Origin of the sequence: Streptomyces vastus (assembly GCF_039532825.1) — a bacterium.
GTDB lineage: Bacteria > Actinomycetota > Actinomycetes > Streptomycetales > Streptomycetaceae > Streptomyces > Streptomyces vastus.
This window is the reverse complement of sequence record NZ_BAAASJ010000022.1, coordinates 212639-229836: the sequence shown is the minus strand read 5'-3', so window position 1 is coordinate 229836 and position 17198 is coordinate 212639. Positions and strand designations below refer to the sequence as shown.

General features: G+C 70.1%; 15 protein-coding genes and 1 tRNA gene. 12 read left to right on the top strand and 4 right to left on the bottom strand.

Annotation, left to right across the window (positions count from 1 at the left end; translation table 11 throughout):
* Positions 1-35 precede the first annotated feature (35 nt).
* The 10 genes from ABD357_RS10820 to ABD357_RS10775 all read left to right on the top strand — a co-directional run bounded on the left by ABD357_RS10820 (position 36) and on the right by ABD357_RS10775 (position 13532).
* The gene (locus ABD357_RS10820; protein ID WP_344389315.1) at positions 36-1751 is read left to right on the top strand and encodes a DHA2 family efflux MFS transporter permease subunit; all 1716 of its coding nucleotides are present in this window, start codon (positions 36-38) and stop codon (positions 1749-1751) included.
* Between the two features lie 74 nt (positions 1752-1825).
* The gene (locus ABD357_RS10815) at positions 1826-3181 is read left to right on the top strand and encodes a diacylglycerol/lipid kinase family protein (protein ID WP_344389314.1); all 1356 of its coding nucleotides are present in this window, start codon (positions 1826-1828) and stop codon (positions 3179-3181) included.
* Positions 3182-3336: 155 nt separating this feature from the next.
* Positions 3337-3474 carry a hypothetical protein gene (locus tag ABD357_RS10810; RefSeq protein WP_344389313.1) on the top strand — a complete coding sequence of 46 codons (138 nt, stop codon included), beginning with the start codon at positions 3337-3339 and terminating at the stop codon, positions 3472-3474.
* Between the two features lie 247 nt (positions 3475-3721).
* On the top strand, positions 3722-5209 hold the full coding sequence (locus ABD357_RS10805; RefSeq protein ID WP_344389312.1) for a UDP-N-acetylmuramoyl-L-alanyl-D-glutamate--2,6-diaminopimelate ligase: 1488 nt from the start codon (positions 3722-3724) through the stop codon (positions 5207-5209).
* Positions 5210-5953: 744 nt separating this feature from the next.
* Positions 5954-6610: a tyrosine-type recombinase/integrase gene (locus tag ABD357_RS10800; RefSeq protein ID WP_344389311.1), complete on the top strand. Its 657-nt coding sequence runs from the start codon at positions 5954-5956 to the stop codon at positions 6608-6610.
* Between the two features lie 219 nt (positions 6611-6829).
* A complete protein-coding gene (locus ABD357_RS10795) occupies positions 6830-9202 on the top strand; it encodes a protein kinase domain-containing protein (RefSeq protein WP_344389310.1) in 2373 nt (790 codons plus the stop codon).
* 98 nt (positions 9203-9300) lie between these two features.
* Positions 9301-9555, top strand: a complete 255-nt coding sequence (locus ABD357_RS10790) for a hypothetical protein (RefSeq protein WP_344389309.1) — start codon at positions 9301-9303, stop codon at positions 9553-9555.
* Positions 9552-11042, top strand: a complete 1491-nt coding sequence (locus ABD357_RS10785; RefSeq protein ID WP_344389307.1) for a PrsW family glutamic-type intramembrane protease — start codon at positions 9552-9554, stop codon at positions 11040-11042. The genes ABD357_RS10790 and ABD357_RS10785 overlap by 4 nt, the downstream gene beginning before the upstream one ends.
* Positions 11039-11407, top strand: coding sequence for a hypothetical protein (locus ABD357_RS10780; RefSeq protein ID WP_344389306.1), 369 nt, complete (start codon positions 11039-11041; stop codon positions 11405-11407). The genes ABD357_RS10785 and ABD357_RS10780 overlap by 4 nt, the downstream gene beginning before the upstream one ends.
* Positions 11385-13532: a hypothetical protein gene (locus ABD357_RS10775; protein ID WP_344389305.1), complete on the top strand. Its 2148-nt coding sequence runs from the start codon at positions 11385-11387 to the stop codon at positions 13530-13532. Before ABD357_RS10780 ends, ABD357_RS10775 begins: the two co-directional genes overlap by 23 nt.
* 278 nt (positions 13533-13810) lie before the next feature.
* Here ABD357_RS10775 and ABD357_RS10770 read toward each other — a convergent pair whose 3' ends face one another.
* From ABD357_RS10770 to ABD357_RS10755, 4 genes are all read right to left on the bottom strand, one after another.
* On the bottom strand, positions 13811-14149 hold the full coding sequence (locus ABD357_RS10770; protein ID WP_344389440.1) for a cytochrome P450: 339 nt from the start codon (positions 14147-14149) through the stop codon (positions 13811-13813).
* Positions 14140-14556, bottom strand: a complete 417-nt coding sequence (locus ABD357_RS10765; protein ID WP_344389456.1) for a hypothetical protein — start codon at positions 14554-14556, stop codon at positions 14140-14142. The genes ABD357_RS10770 and ABD357_RS10765 overlap by 10 nt, the downstream gene beginning before the upstream one ends.
* A gap of 7 nt (positions 14557-14563) precedes the next feature.
* The gene (locus tag ABD357_RS10760; RefSeq protein ID WP_344389304.1) at positions 14564-15247 is read right to left on the bottom strand and encodes a tyrosine-type recombinase/integrase; all 684 of its coding nucleotides are present in this window, start codon (positions 15245-15247) and stop codon (positions 14564-14566) included.
* A 132-nt stretch (positions 15248-15379) separates the two neighbouring features.
* Positions 15380-15453 (bottom strand) — tRNA-Pro (locus tag ABD357_RS10755).
* 99 nt (positions 15454-15552) lie between these two features.
* Here ABD357_RS10755 and ABD357_RS10750 point away from each other — a divergent pair.
* Positions 15553-16065: a DUF309 domain-containing protein gene (locus ABD357_RS10750; RefSeq protein ID WP_344389303.1), complete on the top strand. Its 513-nt coding sequence runs from the start codon at positions 15553-15555 to the stop codon at positions 16063-16065.
* An 81-nt stretch (positions 16066-16146) separates the two neighbouring features.
* Entirely contained in the window at positions 16147-16917 is a 771-nt protein-coding gene (gene cobF, locus ABD357_RS10745) for a precorrin-6A synthase (deacetylating) (protein ID WP_344389302.1), read from the top strand.
* Positions 16918-17198: the final 281 nt, after the last annotated feature.

The window sequence follows — 17198 nt, the reverse complement described above, 5'->3', positions numbered from 1 at the left end:
TTGCGCCGACACCCTTCGCGAAAGGACCCCAGCTCATGCCTGTGTTCATAAACGAACCGGTCGAGAAGATGGACCGGCCCTACGCCCGGCGCTGGTGGGCTCTGCTGGTGCTCTGTCTGAGCCTGCTGATGATCGTGATGGCCAACACCGCCCTCACGGTCGCGGCTCCCTCCATGACCCAGGACCTCGGCCTGACCAGCACGGACCTGCAGTGGGTCATCGACGGCTACACCATCCCTTACGCCGCCCTGATGCTGCTGTTCGCCGCCATCGGCGACAAGTACAGCCGACGCGGCGCGCTCGTTCTCGGGCTCGTCCTGTTCGGCGGCGGAGCCATATGGGGTTCACTCGTCGACAGCGCGGTAGGGGTCATCGCGGCCCGTGCCGTGATGGGTGTCGGCGCGGCGCTCATCATGCCCGCCACGCTCTCTCTGCTCGCCGCGACCTTCCCGCGCGCCGAGCGGACCAAGGCGATCACCTTGTGGGCGGGCACCGCCGGTATCGCCATCGCCGCCGGACCGCTGATCGCAGGCATGCTGTTGGAGAGCTTCAGCTGGCAGTCCACCTTCCTGATCAACGTTCCCGTGATCGCCCTCGCCATCGTCGGCACCTTCGTCCTGGTACCGCCGTCCAAGGCCACGCACAGCCCGCGGATCGACTACGCCGGTGGACTGCTGTCGGTGGTGTGGATCGCCGCGCTGGTCTTCACGCTCATCGAGGCCCCGCACGGCTGGGACGCCGAGGCGGCCACGAGCACGGTCGTCGCGGTCGCGGGGCTCGTGGCGTTCGTCCTGTGGGAGCTGCACCACCCGCACCCCCTCCTCGACCCGCGCCGCTTCGCGAACCGCGCGTTCACGGGTGCCAACATCGCCGTCGTACTGTTCCTCCTCGCGGTCTTCGGCGCCTTCTACTACCTCACCCAGCACCTCCAGTTCGTCCTGGCCTACGACGCGTTGGAGACCGGCATACGCATGCTGCCACTCGCCGGCGCCGTCTTCGCCGGCTCCGCGCTGACCGGCTACCTCACCCCGCGCATCGGCATGAAGGCGACGATCGTCGCGGGCATGGTCGGCGGCACGACGGCACTCGCGCTGCTCACCCAGGTCGACAAGTCGTCGTCGTACGGCGATTTCGTGGCACCCCTCATCGCACTCGGGCTCGCGATCGGCCTGGCGCTCTCGCCCTGCACGGACGCGATCATGGGTGCGTTCCCCGAGGAGGAGCTGGGCGTGGGCAGCGCGGTCAACGACACCTCGCAGGAACTGGGCGGGGCGATCGGCATCGCCATCCTCGGTTCGCTGCTGTCGACCTCGTACTCGTCGAACCTGTCGGACGCAACCGCCGGCAGCAAGCTCCCGGCCGACGCACTGAGCCAGGCGCAGGACTCGGTCGCCGCCGGGTACGGGGTCGCCCAGGGCATCGGCGACCAGGCCCGGCAGCTCGCCGAACAGGCGGCGCGGGCGACCGACCCGCAGCAGGCCGCGCAGCTCAAGGAACAGGCCGGCCAACTCACCGACGGCGCCCACCAGATGGCGGACGCCGTCGGCTCCTCCTTCGCGGACGCGGTGGCTCACACCAGCCTGGTGGGCGCGGCGATCCTGGGCGTGGGGGCGGTGTCCGTGGCCCTCTTGCTCCCGGGCAAGGGACGAACCGAGGACACAGCGGCGGAGAGTGGGCCCGAGCCCGAGGAAGGGATCAGGACCTCGGTCGCCTCGGAGAAGGAGCCTGAGTTCACGCGTTCTAACCCATGACCCTTTCGGTAACAGCGTGAGCCTGACCGCGTACTGCGTTCCTACGACGACCGTCGGCGGGTGGAGGAACAGCCATGAACCTGAGCAGACCTGCCCACCGCATGCAGCGGTGGGCGGCCCGAGGGGCGCTGGGCGCGGCCACGCTCGCCGCTCTTGTCCCCCTCGCCTACGGCGGCATCGGCGGCGTACTGCTGCTGATGGGCGGCGTGGCGGGCCTGGGCCTCAGTGCCGCCGCCGTCTGGTGGACACTGACCCTGCGCGGCCCGGCCCGCTGGGCGGCCGCGGCGCTGGCGGTGTCCATACCCGCCGCCGTCATCGCCCTGCTCGCCATCACCCTGTTCTGGGCCCTGCTGTTGTCACTGGCGCTGTGGGGAGTGGCCGTCTGGTGCGGACGGTACGCCCTGCGGGGCAGCGGCGGCCGCCGAGTGCGTGTGCGGGAACGGCGGATGCCGCCGCCGAAGCGGCCGTTCCTCATCATGAATCCCCGCTCGGGCGGCGGAAAGGTGGGCCGGTTCGACCTGAAAGAGAAAGCCGAACAGCTCGCAGCCACGGTCGTCCTGCTCGATCCCCACGGTAACCAGGACGTCACCGCCCTGGCCCGCGCCGCCGTCGCGGACGGCGCGGACCTGCTGGGGGCCGCGGGAGGCGACGGCACCCAGGCACTGGTCGCAGCCGTCGCCGCCGAGCATGACATTCCGTTCCTGGTCATCAGCGCCGGCACCCGCAACCACTTCGCCCTGGACCTCGGCCTGGACCGCGACAATCCCGCCACAAACCTCGACGCGCTCACCGACGGCGTCGAGCTCCGCGTCGACCTGGGCTTCGCCGGTGACCGCCCCTTCGTGAACAACGCCTCCTTCGGCGCCTACGCGGTGATCGTGCAGAGCCCCGCCTACCGCGACGACAAGATCGGCACCAGCCTGGCCCTGCTGCCCGACCTGCTCTCCCGCCGGCAGGGCCCCCGGCTGACCGCCCACGCCGGAGACAGCACGCTCTCCGCCCCGCACGCCGTCCTGGTCAGCAACAACCCCTATCGCACCGACGATCCCTTCGGGTTCGGCCGCCGTGACCGTCTCGACTCCGCCATCCTCGGCGTCCTCGGCATCAGCGTGGGCAGCGCGGCCGAGGCCGCCACGCTCCTGCTGGCCCCCGAGCCGGACGCACTCACCATCCTGACCGCCCGGGAAGTGGTCATCGATGCCGACCGCCCGGAGATCGAGGCCGGCATCGACGGCGAAGCCGTCATCCTGCCCCTTCCCGTCCGCTGCCGCATCGCCCCTGGAGCACTCCGCGTGCGTGTTCCCCGAAAAAGGCCAGGCGCCAGGCCCTCCTCGCCCCGCCTCAACTGGCGTCAACTGCGCAAACTCGCGGCCACGGTGGGCCGCACAGCAGCCCCTCGCCGGATGCCTTCGTGGACAGCCCCGCGGTGATCTCGTCCGGTGGGTAACCCTCGCGATGATTGCCGCCCGCTGCACCACTGCCGGGGCCACCATGGACGCCGGACGAGGAGGTACCCGCCTCGTGCGCGCTCGGTGGCGCGCCGAGCGTGGCCTTCGGGCCGCTCGGGCAGACGTACACTCGGCACATGAGTCGCACACGTGCCGTGAGGGGCAGCCTGCAGCAGGCTGCCTGTCGGCTGTGCCCGGCTGCCGTGGGATCGGCGACCGCAGCTGACAATGAGGCGCCCGAGAGCGGCCGTATCGCGCTGCACGGCCACGGCTAGCGATTCTCCGCGCCCTCACCGGGGCGGGGCCCTGGCCTCGCTCGGCTCGCTGCTCTTGTAAACACACCGCAGGCAACACGGCAGGACTTCTGCTGCCGGCCTGAGCCGCCGCATCCGGTTCTGATCGGACGCGTCGCGACACCTGCGCACCCGCTCAACGGCACCACCGCAGCTTCCTGCGCACCGCCGGAAGCTGCCGCCTGGCGACGGCCGCACGACGGCCCGAGCCACCTTCGAAGGGATCACTGTGAAGCTGAGCGAGATGCTGGCCGGGCAGGAGCACCACGTTCTGCAGGGCGATCCGGCGAGGACGTGGATCACCGCGGGAACCACCTTCGACGCCGACCGGGTGACGCCGGGTTCGCTGTTCATCGCCGTGCCCGGCCACCGTGAAGGCGGCCCAGACTCGGTGTCACCGGCCCTCGCCCGCGGCGCGGCGGCGGTACTCGTCGACGCCGCGACGCCGGCACCTGCGGCGTCGGTGTGGGCGTCGGCACCGCAGGTGTGCGTCGTACGGGTGCCGGGCACCCGGACGGCGGCCGCGGTCGTCGCCTCCCGCTACTTCGGTGAGCCGGGGCGGCAGATGGACATGGTGGCGATCACCGGTACCAACGGCAAGACATCGGTGTCGTACATGGTCGAGTCGGTCCTGCGGATCTCCGAGGGCGCGAAGGTGGGGGTCATCGGGACCGCCGGCAGCCGGATCGGCGACGAGCTGATCCCGATGCCGAGGTCGGTGCTGACCACGCCGGAGTCGCCGGACCTGCAGTACCTGCTGGGGTGCATGCGCGACCGCGGAGTCGGCAGCGCGGTACTGGAAGCCACGTCCATGGCGCTGCTGACACACCGGGTGGACCGTACGTTCATCGACGTCGGCGTCTTCACCAACCTGACGCAGGATCACCTGGACGATCACGGAACGATGGCGAACTACCGGAACGCCAAGCTGCGTCTGTTCCAGGGCCTGTGCAGGCGCGCTGTGGTCAACGCCGACGACCCGGTGGGCGCCGGGATCCAGGCGATGATGCCGGACGCGGTGACCACGTACGCCGTGGACGCCGAGGCGGACTACCGGGCCACCGACCTCTCCGTGGACGCCTCCGGCACGCGTTTCATCCTGCACCACGACGGCCGCAAGTATCCGGCGGCGATCCCCGTCCCGGGCCGCTTCTCGGTAGCCAACGCACTGGCCACCGTGGCGGCCTGCCACCTTCTGGGCCACGATCTGGGCGGGCTGGTCGCCGCCCTCGACCGGATGCCTGCGATCCCGGGCCGGTTCGAGCGCTTCCAGACGCCGCGCGGCACCTCGGTGATCGTGGACTACGCCCACTCACCGGACTCCCTGGACAAGGTCCTCACCACCATCCGCGACTTCGCACGCGGCCAGGTCATCACCGTCTTCGGCTGCGGCGGGGACCGGGACACCACCAAGCGGACGGACATGGGCAGGATCGCCGGAACCCACTCCGACCTGTGCGTCCTCACCTCGGACAACCCCCGCAACGAAGACCCCCAGGCCATCCTGGACCAGATCGCCCCCGGCATCGCGGCGACCGGCACACCGTTCGAACGGTTCACCGACCGCCGTCAGGCTGTCGCTTTCGCTCTCTCCGCCGCGGGCCCGGACGACATCGTCCTGATCGCCGGCAAGGGCAGCGAGCCCCATCAGATCATCGGCGACAAACTGCTCCCCTTCAGCGACATGGCAACCGTGCTCGAACTCACCCGGGGATAGCGGGCCCTGCCGCCTCAAACGCGGACCGCCCGCGCCGTCCTCGGCCCGAAAGCGCACTCGCCGGTCCCTACTGCCCCTACCGCGGAAGTGCACCGATTCGGTGGTCAGATCGCTGTCCTCCAGCATCAGCTTGCCGAAGACAGGCGCGCCCCTGTATTGCGGTACAGCCGGATGATCTCCTGCGTCCCACAGCTGCAACCGGCGGCCGACATGCACGACGAGTGGCAATCAGGCGAGCGCCACTACCTGTCCCAAGGGTCTATGGCCCAACCTGCGGTGCTGGCGATATGGCCGCGATCGACAGCGGCGAGTAGACACCGACGATCAACCTTGAAGCCCACCACCCCGCGAGCCACTGCCTGCGCCACTGCCTTGCCGCACTCGCCAACACCCCGAGCAGGGCCGCCGCCAGCCACGGATCGAGCACAATCCCGCCCAACGGCTCTGTTCTGCTGACCGTCCCCGGAGAGCGCGGAATTGCGTCCCGTACTGATCGTCCACGAGAGTGAGTTGGAGATCACGCCGTGCCCCGTACCTCGACAACCGCCGGTGACCGCGATCTGGTCATTGGAGGCGTGGCGCCACCCAATGGGCTCGCTGCTGTTCAACGGTGACGGGTCGCGTCCTGTGATGGCGAGGTGATGGCACCCGCCCTCGTACGCCATGATCCGCCAGCTGATACGCCAGAAGATGCCGCCGTCACTGTGGAGCCAACGCACCACTCCCCCACCGAAGGTGAGCTCTATGGCTCCTCGTTCCCCCGAGCGTGGTCGTCTCTACCGGCGGTGCGGCTGCCGCCGAGTCGATGGTCGGCAGTTCGGCGCGGCCTGTCCGCAGCTCAAGGGCCGTTCGCCGCACGGCTCGTGGGCCTTCGCCGTCGACCTGCCGTCCGCTGACGGCAGACGCAAGCCGCGCTGCCGCAGCGGCTTTCCCACTCGCAAGGCCGCCCACGCGGCGCTGGAGCGCGCCCTGACGTGCGAGCGCACCGGGCTGCACGGCGACGAGGACCTCGCCCTCGCCGCCTACCTGACCGAGTGGCTGCGCACCATGGAGGAGACGCTCAAGCCCACCACGTTCGTCCGCTACCGCGACTACGTCCGCGCCGATCTCGTCCCCTCCTTCGGGCGCATCGCGCTCCAGAATCTGCGGCCGCGGCTTATCACCGCCTGGCAGGAGGCCGAGCTCGCTGGCGGCCGGGGGCGCACCACCGTCTACCGGATCGGCGCCACCCTCTCCAGCGCGCTCGGCGCCGCCGTGCGCGCCCGGCTGATCGCGGACAACCCGTGCCGGTATGCGCTGACGCCGCGCCCTGCGGCCCAGGAACGCATCTGCTGGAACCCCACCCAGGCGGCCGCGTTCCTGCGGCACAACCACACCGTTTCGGCGTTGTGGCTCAAGTAGCCGTCAACGTCGTGGAATTGGCCGTACCAGCCGGCCGGAGGGACCGCCCTCGCGGCGCTGGCAGTCGCCGCTGTGCCGGGGGCCCACCTGCTGGAGGCGGTGGTCGACAAGTGGGGCATGGAGACCAGGATCCTCCCCGGCAAAACGGTCTGATTCGAATACTCGTCGCCCTGACGCAGACCCGGCGTTACGCTGCCTCTCAGCGACCGTACGCATCGCATGAGCGATACCGGGGGGTACGGAATGCAGGCGTTACGTGAGACGGATCCTCGGCGGATCGGCCCGTACGCCGTTCTGGGCAGACTCGGCGCCGGGGGCATGGGCGAGGTGTACCTCGCCGAGTCCCCGACCGGTCTGCGGCTGGCCGTGAAGGTGGTGGGGACGGTACACGCCGAGGACCGCACCTTCCGCGCCCAGTTCCGCCGGGAGGTGCGAGCGGCGCGGACCGTCGGCGGACCCGGCACGTACACCGCGCGGGTCATGGACGCCGACACCGAGAGCGAACGGCCCTGGGTGGCCACGGAATTCGTCGACGGACCCAACCTGCGTGACGCCGTCCTCGACCACGGCCCGCTCCCCGAACACGCGGTACGCGTCCTGGCCGCCGCCCTCGGCGAGGCCCTCACCGCCATCCACACCAAGGGCCTGGTCCATCGGGACCTCAACCCCTCCAACATCCTTTTGACCGCGGACGGCCCACGCGTCATCGACTTCGGAATCGTACGGGCCCTGGAGGCGACCTCGTCCACCCGCACCGGCGGTGTCGTCGGCTCAGCCGGCTATGTCTCCCCCGAACAGATCCGCACCAGCGGCCACGTGGGGCCGCCCAGCGACGTTTTCTCCCTGGGCGCGGTCCTCGTCTACGCCGCCGCAGGACACGAGCTGTTCGGCGAGGGCCAGGATGCGGTGGTCCTGATGCGCGTCCTGTCCCGGGACTTCGACTTGTCCGGGGTGCCCGAGGGCATCCGGGCGCTGGTCGAACCCTGTCTGCGGGAGGAACCGGAGGAGCGGCCCACCCCGGCACAGATGATCGCGGCCGCGGGGCACACGGCGGAGTCCCTGGCCGAGAACGGACGCCCGGGCTGGTATACGGCCACCACCGCTCCAGCCAAGACCAGCGCACCGGCCGAGACCGCCACCCCGGCCAAGGCCAAGACCGCACCCGAATCCGAGCCGACCGCAACGATCGCGATCCCGGAGGCACCGGCCCATCCGCCCGCACCTCCCACACTGCTGGCACCTCCCACACCGCTGGCACCACCTGCACCGCTGGCACCACCTGCACCGCTGGCACCTCCGACCCTCGCGCCTCCCCCACCAGCCGTGCCACCGACACCGCCCGCACCGCCCTCACGGCGACGGCTGCTCCAGGGGCTCGCGGCCGGGACGCTGGTCGCCGCCGGGGCCGGGACCGGCGGATGGCTGTGGCTACGAGACCGCGACGGCGGGGACCCCGGGGCGCGGGGCGGCGCCAGTGGCGACGCCTCCCCGTCGGCGGAGCCCGCGGCCGTGGCCTGGCAATACGAACCGGGTGGGCTCGGCGGGCAGAACGGCGGCCACTGTGCGGCGTTGTCGCCCGACGGCGCCATCGTGTACGTCGGGGGTGATGACGGCACCCTGCACGCCCTGACCCCGGCCGGCGAGGTGCTCTGGAAAACCGACCTGGGAGAGCCGGTCATGCCGCCCCTCGCCATGGCTGACGGCGCCTACTGTCTGCTGGCCGACCCCATCGCCACCGCATTGTGCGCGGTCGATCCGCAGGGCGTCGTGCGCTGGACACGCGAATTCGCCTCCACCGATTACCTCAACAAATACGGCTGGTGCAGGTTCCCCGTGGCGGCGGGCGACCTGGTGCTCGTGACGACCGGCACGCAGGGCGGCACGGTCCGCGCGTACCGGCCCGACGGCAGCGTGGCCTGGGAGAACGAACGGCTGCCGGGCGGGCCGACCAGCGAGCCCATGGTGGCGGAGGGCGTGGTCTATGTGGGCACTCAGGCGGACGTGGTAGCCGCTCTGGACGCCACGGACGGGACCCTGCTGTGGACCGCCGAGGCCCCCAGAGCTCCCGGACGGCCCGCACTCGTCGGCAGGACCCTCGTCGTGGGATCGCGGGGGGATACGGACGCGGGAGAGCCGAACGTGAACGGCATCAGCCTGACGGGCGAGCCGCTGTGGCACGTCGTGAACCACGAGGTGGGCTCGTACCTGAACGTGCTGATGGCGACGTACGTGACGTTCGCCGCCCTCGGCGACCTGGCCGTCACCACGAACCAGGGACCGCTCGTGGCCGTCGATCCGGCCGACGGGTCCACGGTGTGGACGTTCCAGGACGCCGCCGCTCTGGAGGGGTCCGGCGACGTGAGGTATTACAACGACCCGACGGTCTTCGGGGATCACGCCTACGTCTGCTTCGGCCGGAAGCTGTACATGGTCGGCCGCGACGGCAAACCGAAGCGGGTGTTGAGGTACGCGGACCCGTCGGATCCGCACCCGGTCCTCCATCGTCCCGTGGTCAGAACCCAACGCACGCACGGCGACCGCGCATACGTGCCCACCGTCGGCGGCATCGCCTCGCTCGACCTGTCGACCTAGTGTCCATGTGCCGGGAACTTCCCCGGCACAACCGTTGGTTCGAGTGTTCGAACCCGGCTATCATCTAACGAGGCGTCAGCATGGTGACGGGGGAATCCATGAGGCCGGATACGCAGCTGCGATTACTGGTGATCGGCGCGGGGGTTGGCGCGGTCGGGCTGGTGACGTCCCTGGTGGTCCAGTTCGGCGGGCATGTCGATCCCGCGGAACCGCGGGTGCCGGAGTTTCCCACCATCTCCGGTCTGCCCTCCGGCGCTCCGGGGGAGCCGGCCCTCCCCGACCTGGAACTGCCCACCGATCTGCCCAGCCTGGAGTTGCCGAGCCTGCCCGAAGTGCCGGGTGATGGCTCGTGACCGACAACAGGCCCGTACTCGAACTCGACGACGCGGTGGCCCGTGGCCGGGCGCTGCTGGTCGCCCGGCTGGCGATCGGGCTGTATCTGGTGGAGCTGCTGCTCAACCTCACCCGACCGAAGGTCTTTCCTGACGAGCCGGCGCTGACCATCTTCGAGTTTCCGGGGGAAGAGCTACTGAGCGGTGCGCTCGGCGGGCTCGGCTCGCTGTACGACGTGCCCCGGGCCGCGTTCTGGGGCGTGCTCGCGGGTATCGCGGTGGGTGTCGTACTCCAGGTGATCGCCGCCCGTGGCCCGTCGGAGGGCCGCCGGGCCACGGTTCTCGCGTGGGTGACGCTCGCGGCCCTCCTCGGATCGTTCTCCCTGTTCTCCCTGTTCTTCATCCTGAAGTCCCCGTTGATCGCGCTCGCGTGCGTGCCCACCAGCGCGTTCGCCCTATGGCTGATGCACCGGTGCCAGTGGTTCGCCCGGCTGCCGGTGCCGATGCTGCTCACGGCGTTCGGCTGGGGCGCGCTGGTCCAGTTCGGTCTCGGGCGCGCCTGCACCAGCCTGGCGAGCGGCACCATTTACGGCCATCTGGGCAAGGACATGGACAGCGAACTGGGCTTCCAGCTCTCGGACATCTACCGCGCGACCGATCTGGCGCTGCTCCATCTGAGCGTCGTCAACCAGGTGGCGGGGGCCGCAGGGATCGTGCTGCTGCTCATGATGTTCCGGCATCGCGTCACCGATGTCGTGACGGGCCTCGTGCTCGGCGCGGCCACCGGGCTCGGTTACAACTTCAGCGAGAGCGTCCTGTTCATCCGGTTGTGGGGCCACGTGACGGGCCAGTTCAACGGCGCGACGGACGGCTTCGAGTACTGGATCCGCCAGGGGGCGGGCCTGTTCGGAGGGCAGGTCGTCTGCGGCGCGCTGCTGGGGGCCGGGATCGGTCTCGCGGCCCGGACGCGGGGGCGCGGGCAGCGTGTGGGGATCGTCGCGGCGAGCCTGGTGGCGGCGGTCGGCGCGGCGGTGGCCAACGAGACGCTGGCGGCCTGGTTCTCGAAGCTGGCCCATGGTCACGTCGCGATCGGCGGCACGCTCGACACGCTGGTGGTCTCGCCTTCCCTCTGGCTGGCTCCGCAGGTTCCGTTCATCGTCGTGGTCGTGCTGCTGTTGCGGTCCGGCCTGCGGGAGCGCGCCGCCGCCGCGCGACAGGCCGTGACGGCGGAGGCCGCGGCGGGCGGTGTCATCGCCGCCCGTGAGGTGCCGTTCCTGGTCGATCCGGCGCTGCGGCTGTGGACGCTGGTGAGCACCTGGCGCCGGCACGGGCGCGACGCGGCGCTGGCGTTGCACCGCTTCCAGCGGGCGCAGTTGGAGGTGGCCGGATGGCTGTGGCAGCGGGCGAGGGCGGACGAGGTACCGGGGCCGGAGGAACGGGAGGGCGAGGAATTGCGCGCGAAAGCCCTCCAACTCCGTACAGACATCGACCGGTTGGTGGCGTCATGAGGTTCCGTACCCGCGCCGGGAAGGCGCTCGCCGGGGTGCTGCTGGGGACCTGTGTCGTCCTCGCGGCTCTCCTCACCCTCCTGCTGTCCGCGCCCACCGCGTCCGCCTGCGACGTCAGCTACCAGTACAAACCCACGATCGACGTCGACGACTCCGGGCGCGGCACGGGTCTCGTGAAGCAGTGCTCCAAGGGGACCTCGCTGACGGGCACGGCAGTCCTCGCCCTGCTGGCGGCGTCGGCCCTCGCCACGGGAGGCGTCATCGCCTTCCGCAGGGGACGCGCGAGGGCCGAAACCCTCGACGGTGATCCCCTCTCCGAATACCTCGGGCGGACAGGTGGGCATGATGCGGACACCTCGCTGTAGCCCTCTCGTACGGGCTCCTCTCGTACGGGCGTACCGGGCCGCTGTCGTCCTGCTGGCGCTCGCCGTTCTCGGTACCGGCCTGCTGGTGCCGTCGGCGCAGGCGTCCCCGAGAGCGGACGCGTGCGGCTGCCCGCCGGCCGCCAACACCCCGAAGCCCGAGGTCGGAGGCGAGTTCGCGGACATCGCCCGCAAGCTCCTGGCCGACCCGATCGGGCGGGCCGGGATCCGGGCCCACAAGCTCCTCAACATGACGGACGGCAACCGCAATCTCGCCGTCATCTGGTTCGACCTGACGGGGTTTCAGCTCACCCATCTGAACGCGATCATCGGCGAGTTCGGGCAGGGCACCAAGTATCTGGACGGCTACATCGGGTACGGCCGGTTGCTGAGGCCAGAAGGGAACGAGAGTCTCTTCAAGCGGATCGGCGTGACGGGAAACGGTCCCGTGCTGGAGTTCGCCGCGGTCAACGAACCGGGGTTCGACCATTCCGAGATCGTCATCTACGACCGCAGCCTGACCCACATCCTCTCCAAACTCGGCATGAGAGACGGAGCGATCAAAAGACTGCTGAAGAAGGCCGTCGCCGGATTCTCGGACCGTGGACGCTGCCCGGCCTGCCTGCGGCGCACCAGCGGCATCCCCAAGGAGAAGTTTGTCTCCGGAACGCCCTACGAGACCAAACAGGATCAATCGGCGTCGGCGAACCGGGTTAACGGCATCACGAGCAAGGGGATCACCATCCTCAAGGAGGAGGAGAAGGAGCAGAAGGCCAAGGCCAACCGGTCCCTCCCCGCCGCGGGCAGTTCGGGGGCCACCTGCGCCCAATCCCAGGGCAACAAAAGCAGAGGTCCCGTACTGGCCCTCACCGCCCCCCTCGCTGCCGGCGGCTGCGGCGAGGCGGGCAAAGGTGCCGGCGGTCTCGCGCATGCGCTGGAAGCCCCGGTCGACGCCGACGCCTACGGCGGGGTGGACTTCTCCACGCTGGAGATGCGGTACGTCTCCGACGGCTCGGGCGGGGTGCGGTACGCGTACTCCGCCAAGTCGCTCCCCGATGAGTACCAGCAGGACCCCGCACTCGGCATGCGCGTCGTGCAGAACCTCGGCGCCGATCTGCGCACCTGGCTCGCTCTCGACCCGCAGGCGTTCTGGGTCAACCTCAACCCCACGGAGCCGGACCGCGTCATCGACCCCGCTCTGGGGCGGACGAATGCGGGCCGGGCCCTGCTCGAAGCCGACCTGGAGATGAAGCGCACGGAGGCGAAGATCCTGCACCCGGACACGGCCACGGGCGCCCGGTACTGGCGGGAACTCAAGCCCGCGGCCGACGGCTCCCGCTGCTTCGACTCGCGCGCGTGGATCGTCCCGGGTCAGGTCGAGGTACGCGAGGACGGCGACTCGCTGTACATCCTCAAGGCCCTGCTGGACGTGAAGACGGAGTCCGAGAACATCGAGGACCCCTACGCGCAGGGTTGCGACGCCGATCCGGCCATCGACGCCCACAACGAGAACCTCGAACGCACCCTCGTCCTGCCCGAGATCGTGAAGGCGGTCAACGCCGCGCCGGAGTACGCGCCCCTGCGCCGGGCGTTCATGGCGCGGATCATCGCCGAGTGGGTGCGCGAGCGGCACCAGCAGGGACACCGGACCTCGTTCGACGACGTGATCGAGTCCGCGGACCTGGGCCCGGCCGAACTGGACGACGGCTGGCGCCCGAAGGAGGTCTTCGACGCCTACGTCGACTCCTACCGCAACAAGGAGTTCGACATCACGCGCAAGACCCGCGACGGCGCGGTCACCCGCATCGAGCGGTACACGGTGGGCGGCGCGGACCTCACCCACGTCACCCTGACCACCGTCGGCGCGGCGGAGACGGCCAGGCGCTACCCGCAACTCGCCGCGTCCGCCAGGGACTCCGTCGACCGCCCGGTGACCGCGGCCGACGGCTCCATCTGGCTCGGCGCCTCGACCAACCCTCCGGAGCGGGGCTTCTGGGACGGATTCGCGGACAAGGTGGACGGGCTGACGGAAGGGCCCGGCGTCATCGCGGTGGTGATCCTGGTCGCCCTGGGAGGGCTCGTCTTCGGCTTCCGCAACCGCCAACGCCCACGTCAGCCCGCCTCCTGAGCTCAGCTCGGAGCAGGGTCCTTCACCGGGACCGCCAGCTCCCTGTCTGCCCCGGCCGCCCTCACCGCCGTACGGCGCGTGGCCTGGCCCCTGGAACAGCTACGTCAGCCCGAGGCAGCGCCGACAACCGCCGCGCCGCCCACTGATCTACGCCGCATTTCACTTTGTCCCCTCGGATCTGACTGGAACGCCGTCAGCCCAGCGCCGCCTTGCGGCCGGCTCTCGGAGGGCCGGAGCTTACGGAGTCGTATCGTCCGCCATACCTTGGCTTTTCCCCGCTACCAAGTGACGGGGAGTTGCGACAGGCCGCAGACCCGACTTCCGCTGGTCCATGTGAGCTCCTGCAGTGGGCCCGCGAGCGCGAGGCCAGGGAATCCCCGGATCACCGATCCGATGGTTACCTGCAGTTCAACGCGCGCGAGGTTGGCACCCAGGCAGTAGTGCGGGCCGTGTCCGAAGGCGACGTGCTTGTTGTCGGTGCGCCGGATGTTGAACGTGTCGGGATGGGGGAAGTGCTGCGGATCCAAGTTCGCGGCCGCGACGGGGGCCAGGACGGCCTGGCCTGGGCGGACGATGCCTCCTGAGGGGAGCGGCACGGGTTTGATGGCTACGCGCAGCAGCCCTCCGTGGCCGGGGACCTCTGTGCGCAGGATCTCTTCGACGGCACCGGGCAGGAGCGAGGGATCGTCGCGGAGTGCGGCCAGCAGATATCGGCTCCGGGACCGGCCTGTTCGCCCGGGAGGTGGCCAAGCAGCTCCAGCCGCGCCGGCCGATCCTGTGCGTCGATCCTTCCGAGGCGATGCTCCGTCAGCTCGGGACGCCGCCTCCCGCCGATCTGACGCCGATCGTCGCTTCGGCCGAGGACGTCGCCGAAGGGCGTGGCGACCTGCCGTACGAACAGCTCGCGCTTCCACTCATGGGCGAAGGTGTGCCGCCACCGGTGCGCGTGCAGCTTGACCAGGCCGGCCGCAAGGCCCCGCCGCTTCAGCATGATCTTGATGCCGTTGGGAGCCAGCGACCGCATCCCTCGCTCAGCCAGCCAGCCACAGATCCGGCAGGTGAGCCGCCTTGTGCTTGGCACGGGCCCGGAGGTAACTGCTGACGGCCCGCGCGGTCTTCGGCCCGAACCGCACACGGCGTTCCTTGCTGCCCTTGCCGTGGTAGTGGACGGATTCCGTGGTCAGGTCGATGTCGTCGAGCATCAGGTTGCCGACCTCGGACAGGCGAGCGCCCGTGTTGCAGTACAGGCGGATGATCGCCTCGTCCCGCAGCTGCACAAAGTCCTTGCCCTTGCAGGTGCCGAGGATCTTCGTGGTCTCGTCGTTGCGGATGACCGGGACCAGTTTCTGCGGCATCTTCGGCTGCCGGACGCGTTCCATCGGCGACCGGTCGATCTCGCCCTCGGCCAGCATCAGCCACTTGAAGAACTGCTGCAGCGCCTTGTGCTTGTTCAGCGCGGTCGCCGCCGACCGCGTCTCGATCATCCATGCCTGGAACACCTCGACGTGCGCGCGGGTGACGTCGGTCGGATCCTCGGCCGCGTCATCGGCGTCCGGGTCCGGCGAGTACTCCCCCAGGTAGCGGCCCAACTGGGCAGCCGCCAGCAGATAGTTGTACCGGGTGGTCTCCGGATGGTTCCCCGACCGCAGCGAGCGGTCCCAGTCCCGCAGGAACCCCGACCAGGTCTTCGACAGACCCGCAGTGATCTTGTTCAAGTCCAAGAGCGGCATCTTCGCCGACCTCCGAGTAAAGGTGCCGATGAGCGGCATGCTCAACCTCGAAGCCGGAAACGACCCACACGACAAAGGGCCCCCACAGGCTCTCGCCTGCGAAGACCCTTCGCACCGTCGGGACGACAGGATTTGAACCTGCGACCCCTTGACCCCCAGTCAAGTGCGCTACCAAGCTGCGCCACGTCCCGATGCGACCGTCGCGGTGAACCGCGTGATCGCGCGAACAGCACTTTACCTCACGTCGCGGCGTGCTCCGAAGTGGGCGTGGGACGGGGGACAATCGGGGTATGGGTAGTGCTTCTGACGACGGACGGGACCGGGATGCCGAGGGGCGGGCGCGCAGTGCGCGGCCGCGGGACGGGCTCGGGCGGCCGTTGCCGTACGGGGCCGACGGGGTGGAGCGGCAGCCTGAAGGGGTCGTACGCACGCCCGAGGAGACCGTCGACGAGGCGCAGGCGCTGTTGGAGGCGGGGAAGCCGTTCCATGCGCACGAGGTCTTCGAGGACGCCTGGAAGTCGGGGCCGGAAGAGGAACGGGCCCTGTGGCGCGGACTGGCCCAGCTCGCGGTGGGGCTCACGCATGCGGCTCGCGGGAATCTCACGGGTGGGGCGCGGCTGTTGCGGCGGGGAGCCGGGGCGGTCGAGGAGTGGGGGGCGAGGGCCGGGCAGGAGCGGCCGTACGGGATGGAACTGCCGGAACTCATTGCCTGGGCACGGGAGTTGGCCGGGGTCGTGGAGCGGGACGAGGCCGCGGTGGACGCGGGGGCGTGGGCTCCTCGGCTGCGCGGGAGCAAGGCATAGCGGCGCGAGTCTGAATGCCTGCCGCCTGTTCCGGTCAGGTGCGGTGATCCGAGTGTCAGTGGCGTGGGGCAGACTCGGGGTGTGCGAAAGATTCATGTCATCGGCATTGGGGCGGGCGACCCCGACCAGCTGACCCTTCAGGCGGTCAAGGCCCTGCGGAGCACGGACGTGTTCTTCATCCTGGACAAGGGCGAGGTGAAGTCGGACCTCGTTCAGCTGCGCCGTGACATTCTCGACGCGCACATACCAGAGGGGACTTACCGGCTCGTGGAGGCCCGCGATCCGGAGCGGGACCGGGCTGCCGGTGGTGCCGGCTACTCCCCCGCCGTCGGGGACTGGCGCCGGGCCCGCGCCGACATCTACGAGCGGCTGATCGGCGAGGAGCTGGGCGAGGAGGAGAGCGGGGCGTTCCTGGTCTGGGGTGATCCCGCGTTGTACGACAGCACACTTGGCATCCTGGAGGAGATCCTCGAGCGGGGCGCGGTGGCCTTCGACTACGACGTCGTACCCGGCATAAGCAGCGTCTCCGCGCTTGTCGCCCGCCATCGCACGGGCCTCAACCGGGTCGCCGGACCAGTGCAGATCACGACGGGCCGACGCATTGCCGAAGGCTTCCCCGAAGGCGTCGACGATGTCGTCGTCATGCTCGACGCCCACCAGGCCTTCCAGCGGTACGCCGACCAGGACATCGACATCTACTGGGGAGCGTACATAGGTACCCCGGACGAGATCCTCTCCTCGGGGCCGCTCGCGGACACGGCACCTCGCATCGCCGAGCTCCGCTCGGAGGCCCGTGAGCGGAAGGGCTGGATCATGGACACGTACTTGCTGCGTAGGCGGCCGCGGGGGTAGGGCGGGGCCGTTGCACCGGGCCCCGCCAGGTGGCCCCGCATCCCGTGGGGCCAAGCGCTCCGTGGGAAAGGTGGTTCGAAGCTGCGAGTGCGTCGTGGTCGGTCGCTCCCCCACTCTCGGCTTCGCTCGAGCGGGGGGACCCCCATCGCGGCGGAGCCGCAAATTGACACGGCCCCGCGCCCCTGAAGGGGGCGCGGTACCGCACCGCAACAGGGCAGCGCTGGCGAGCGGATTTCGCCCCCTCCGCCCCTGCCCGGTCCCATCCCCGGAGCTTCGCCCCG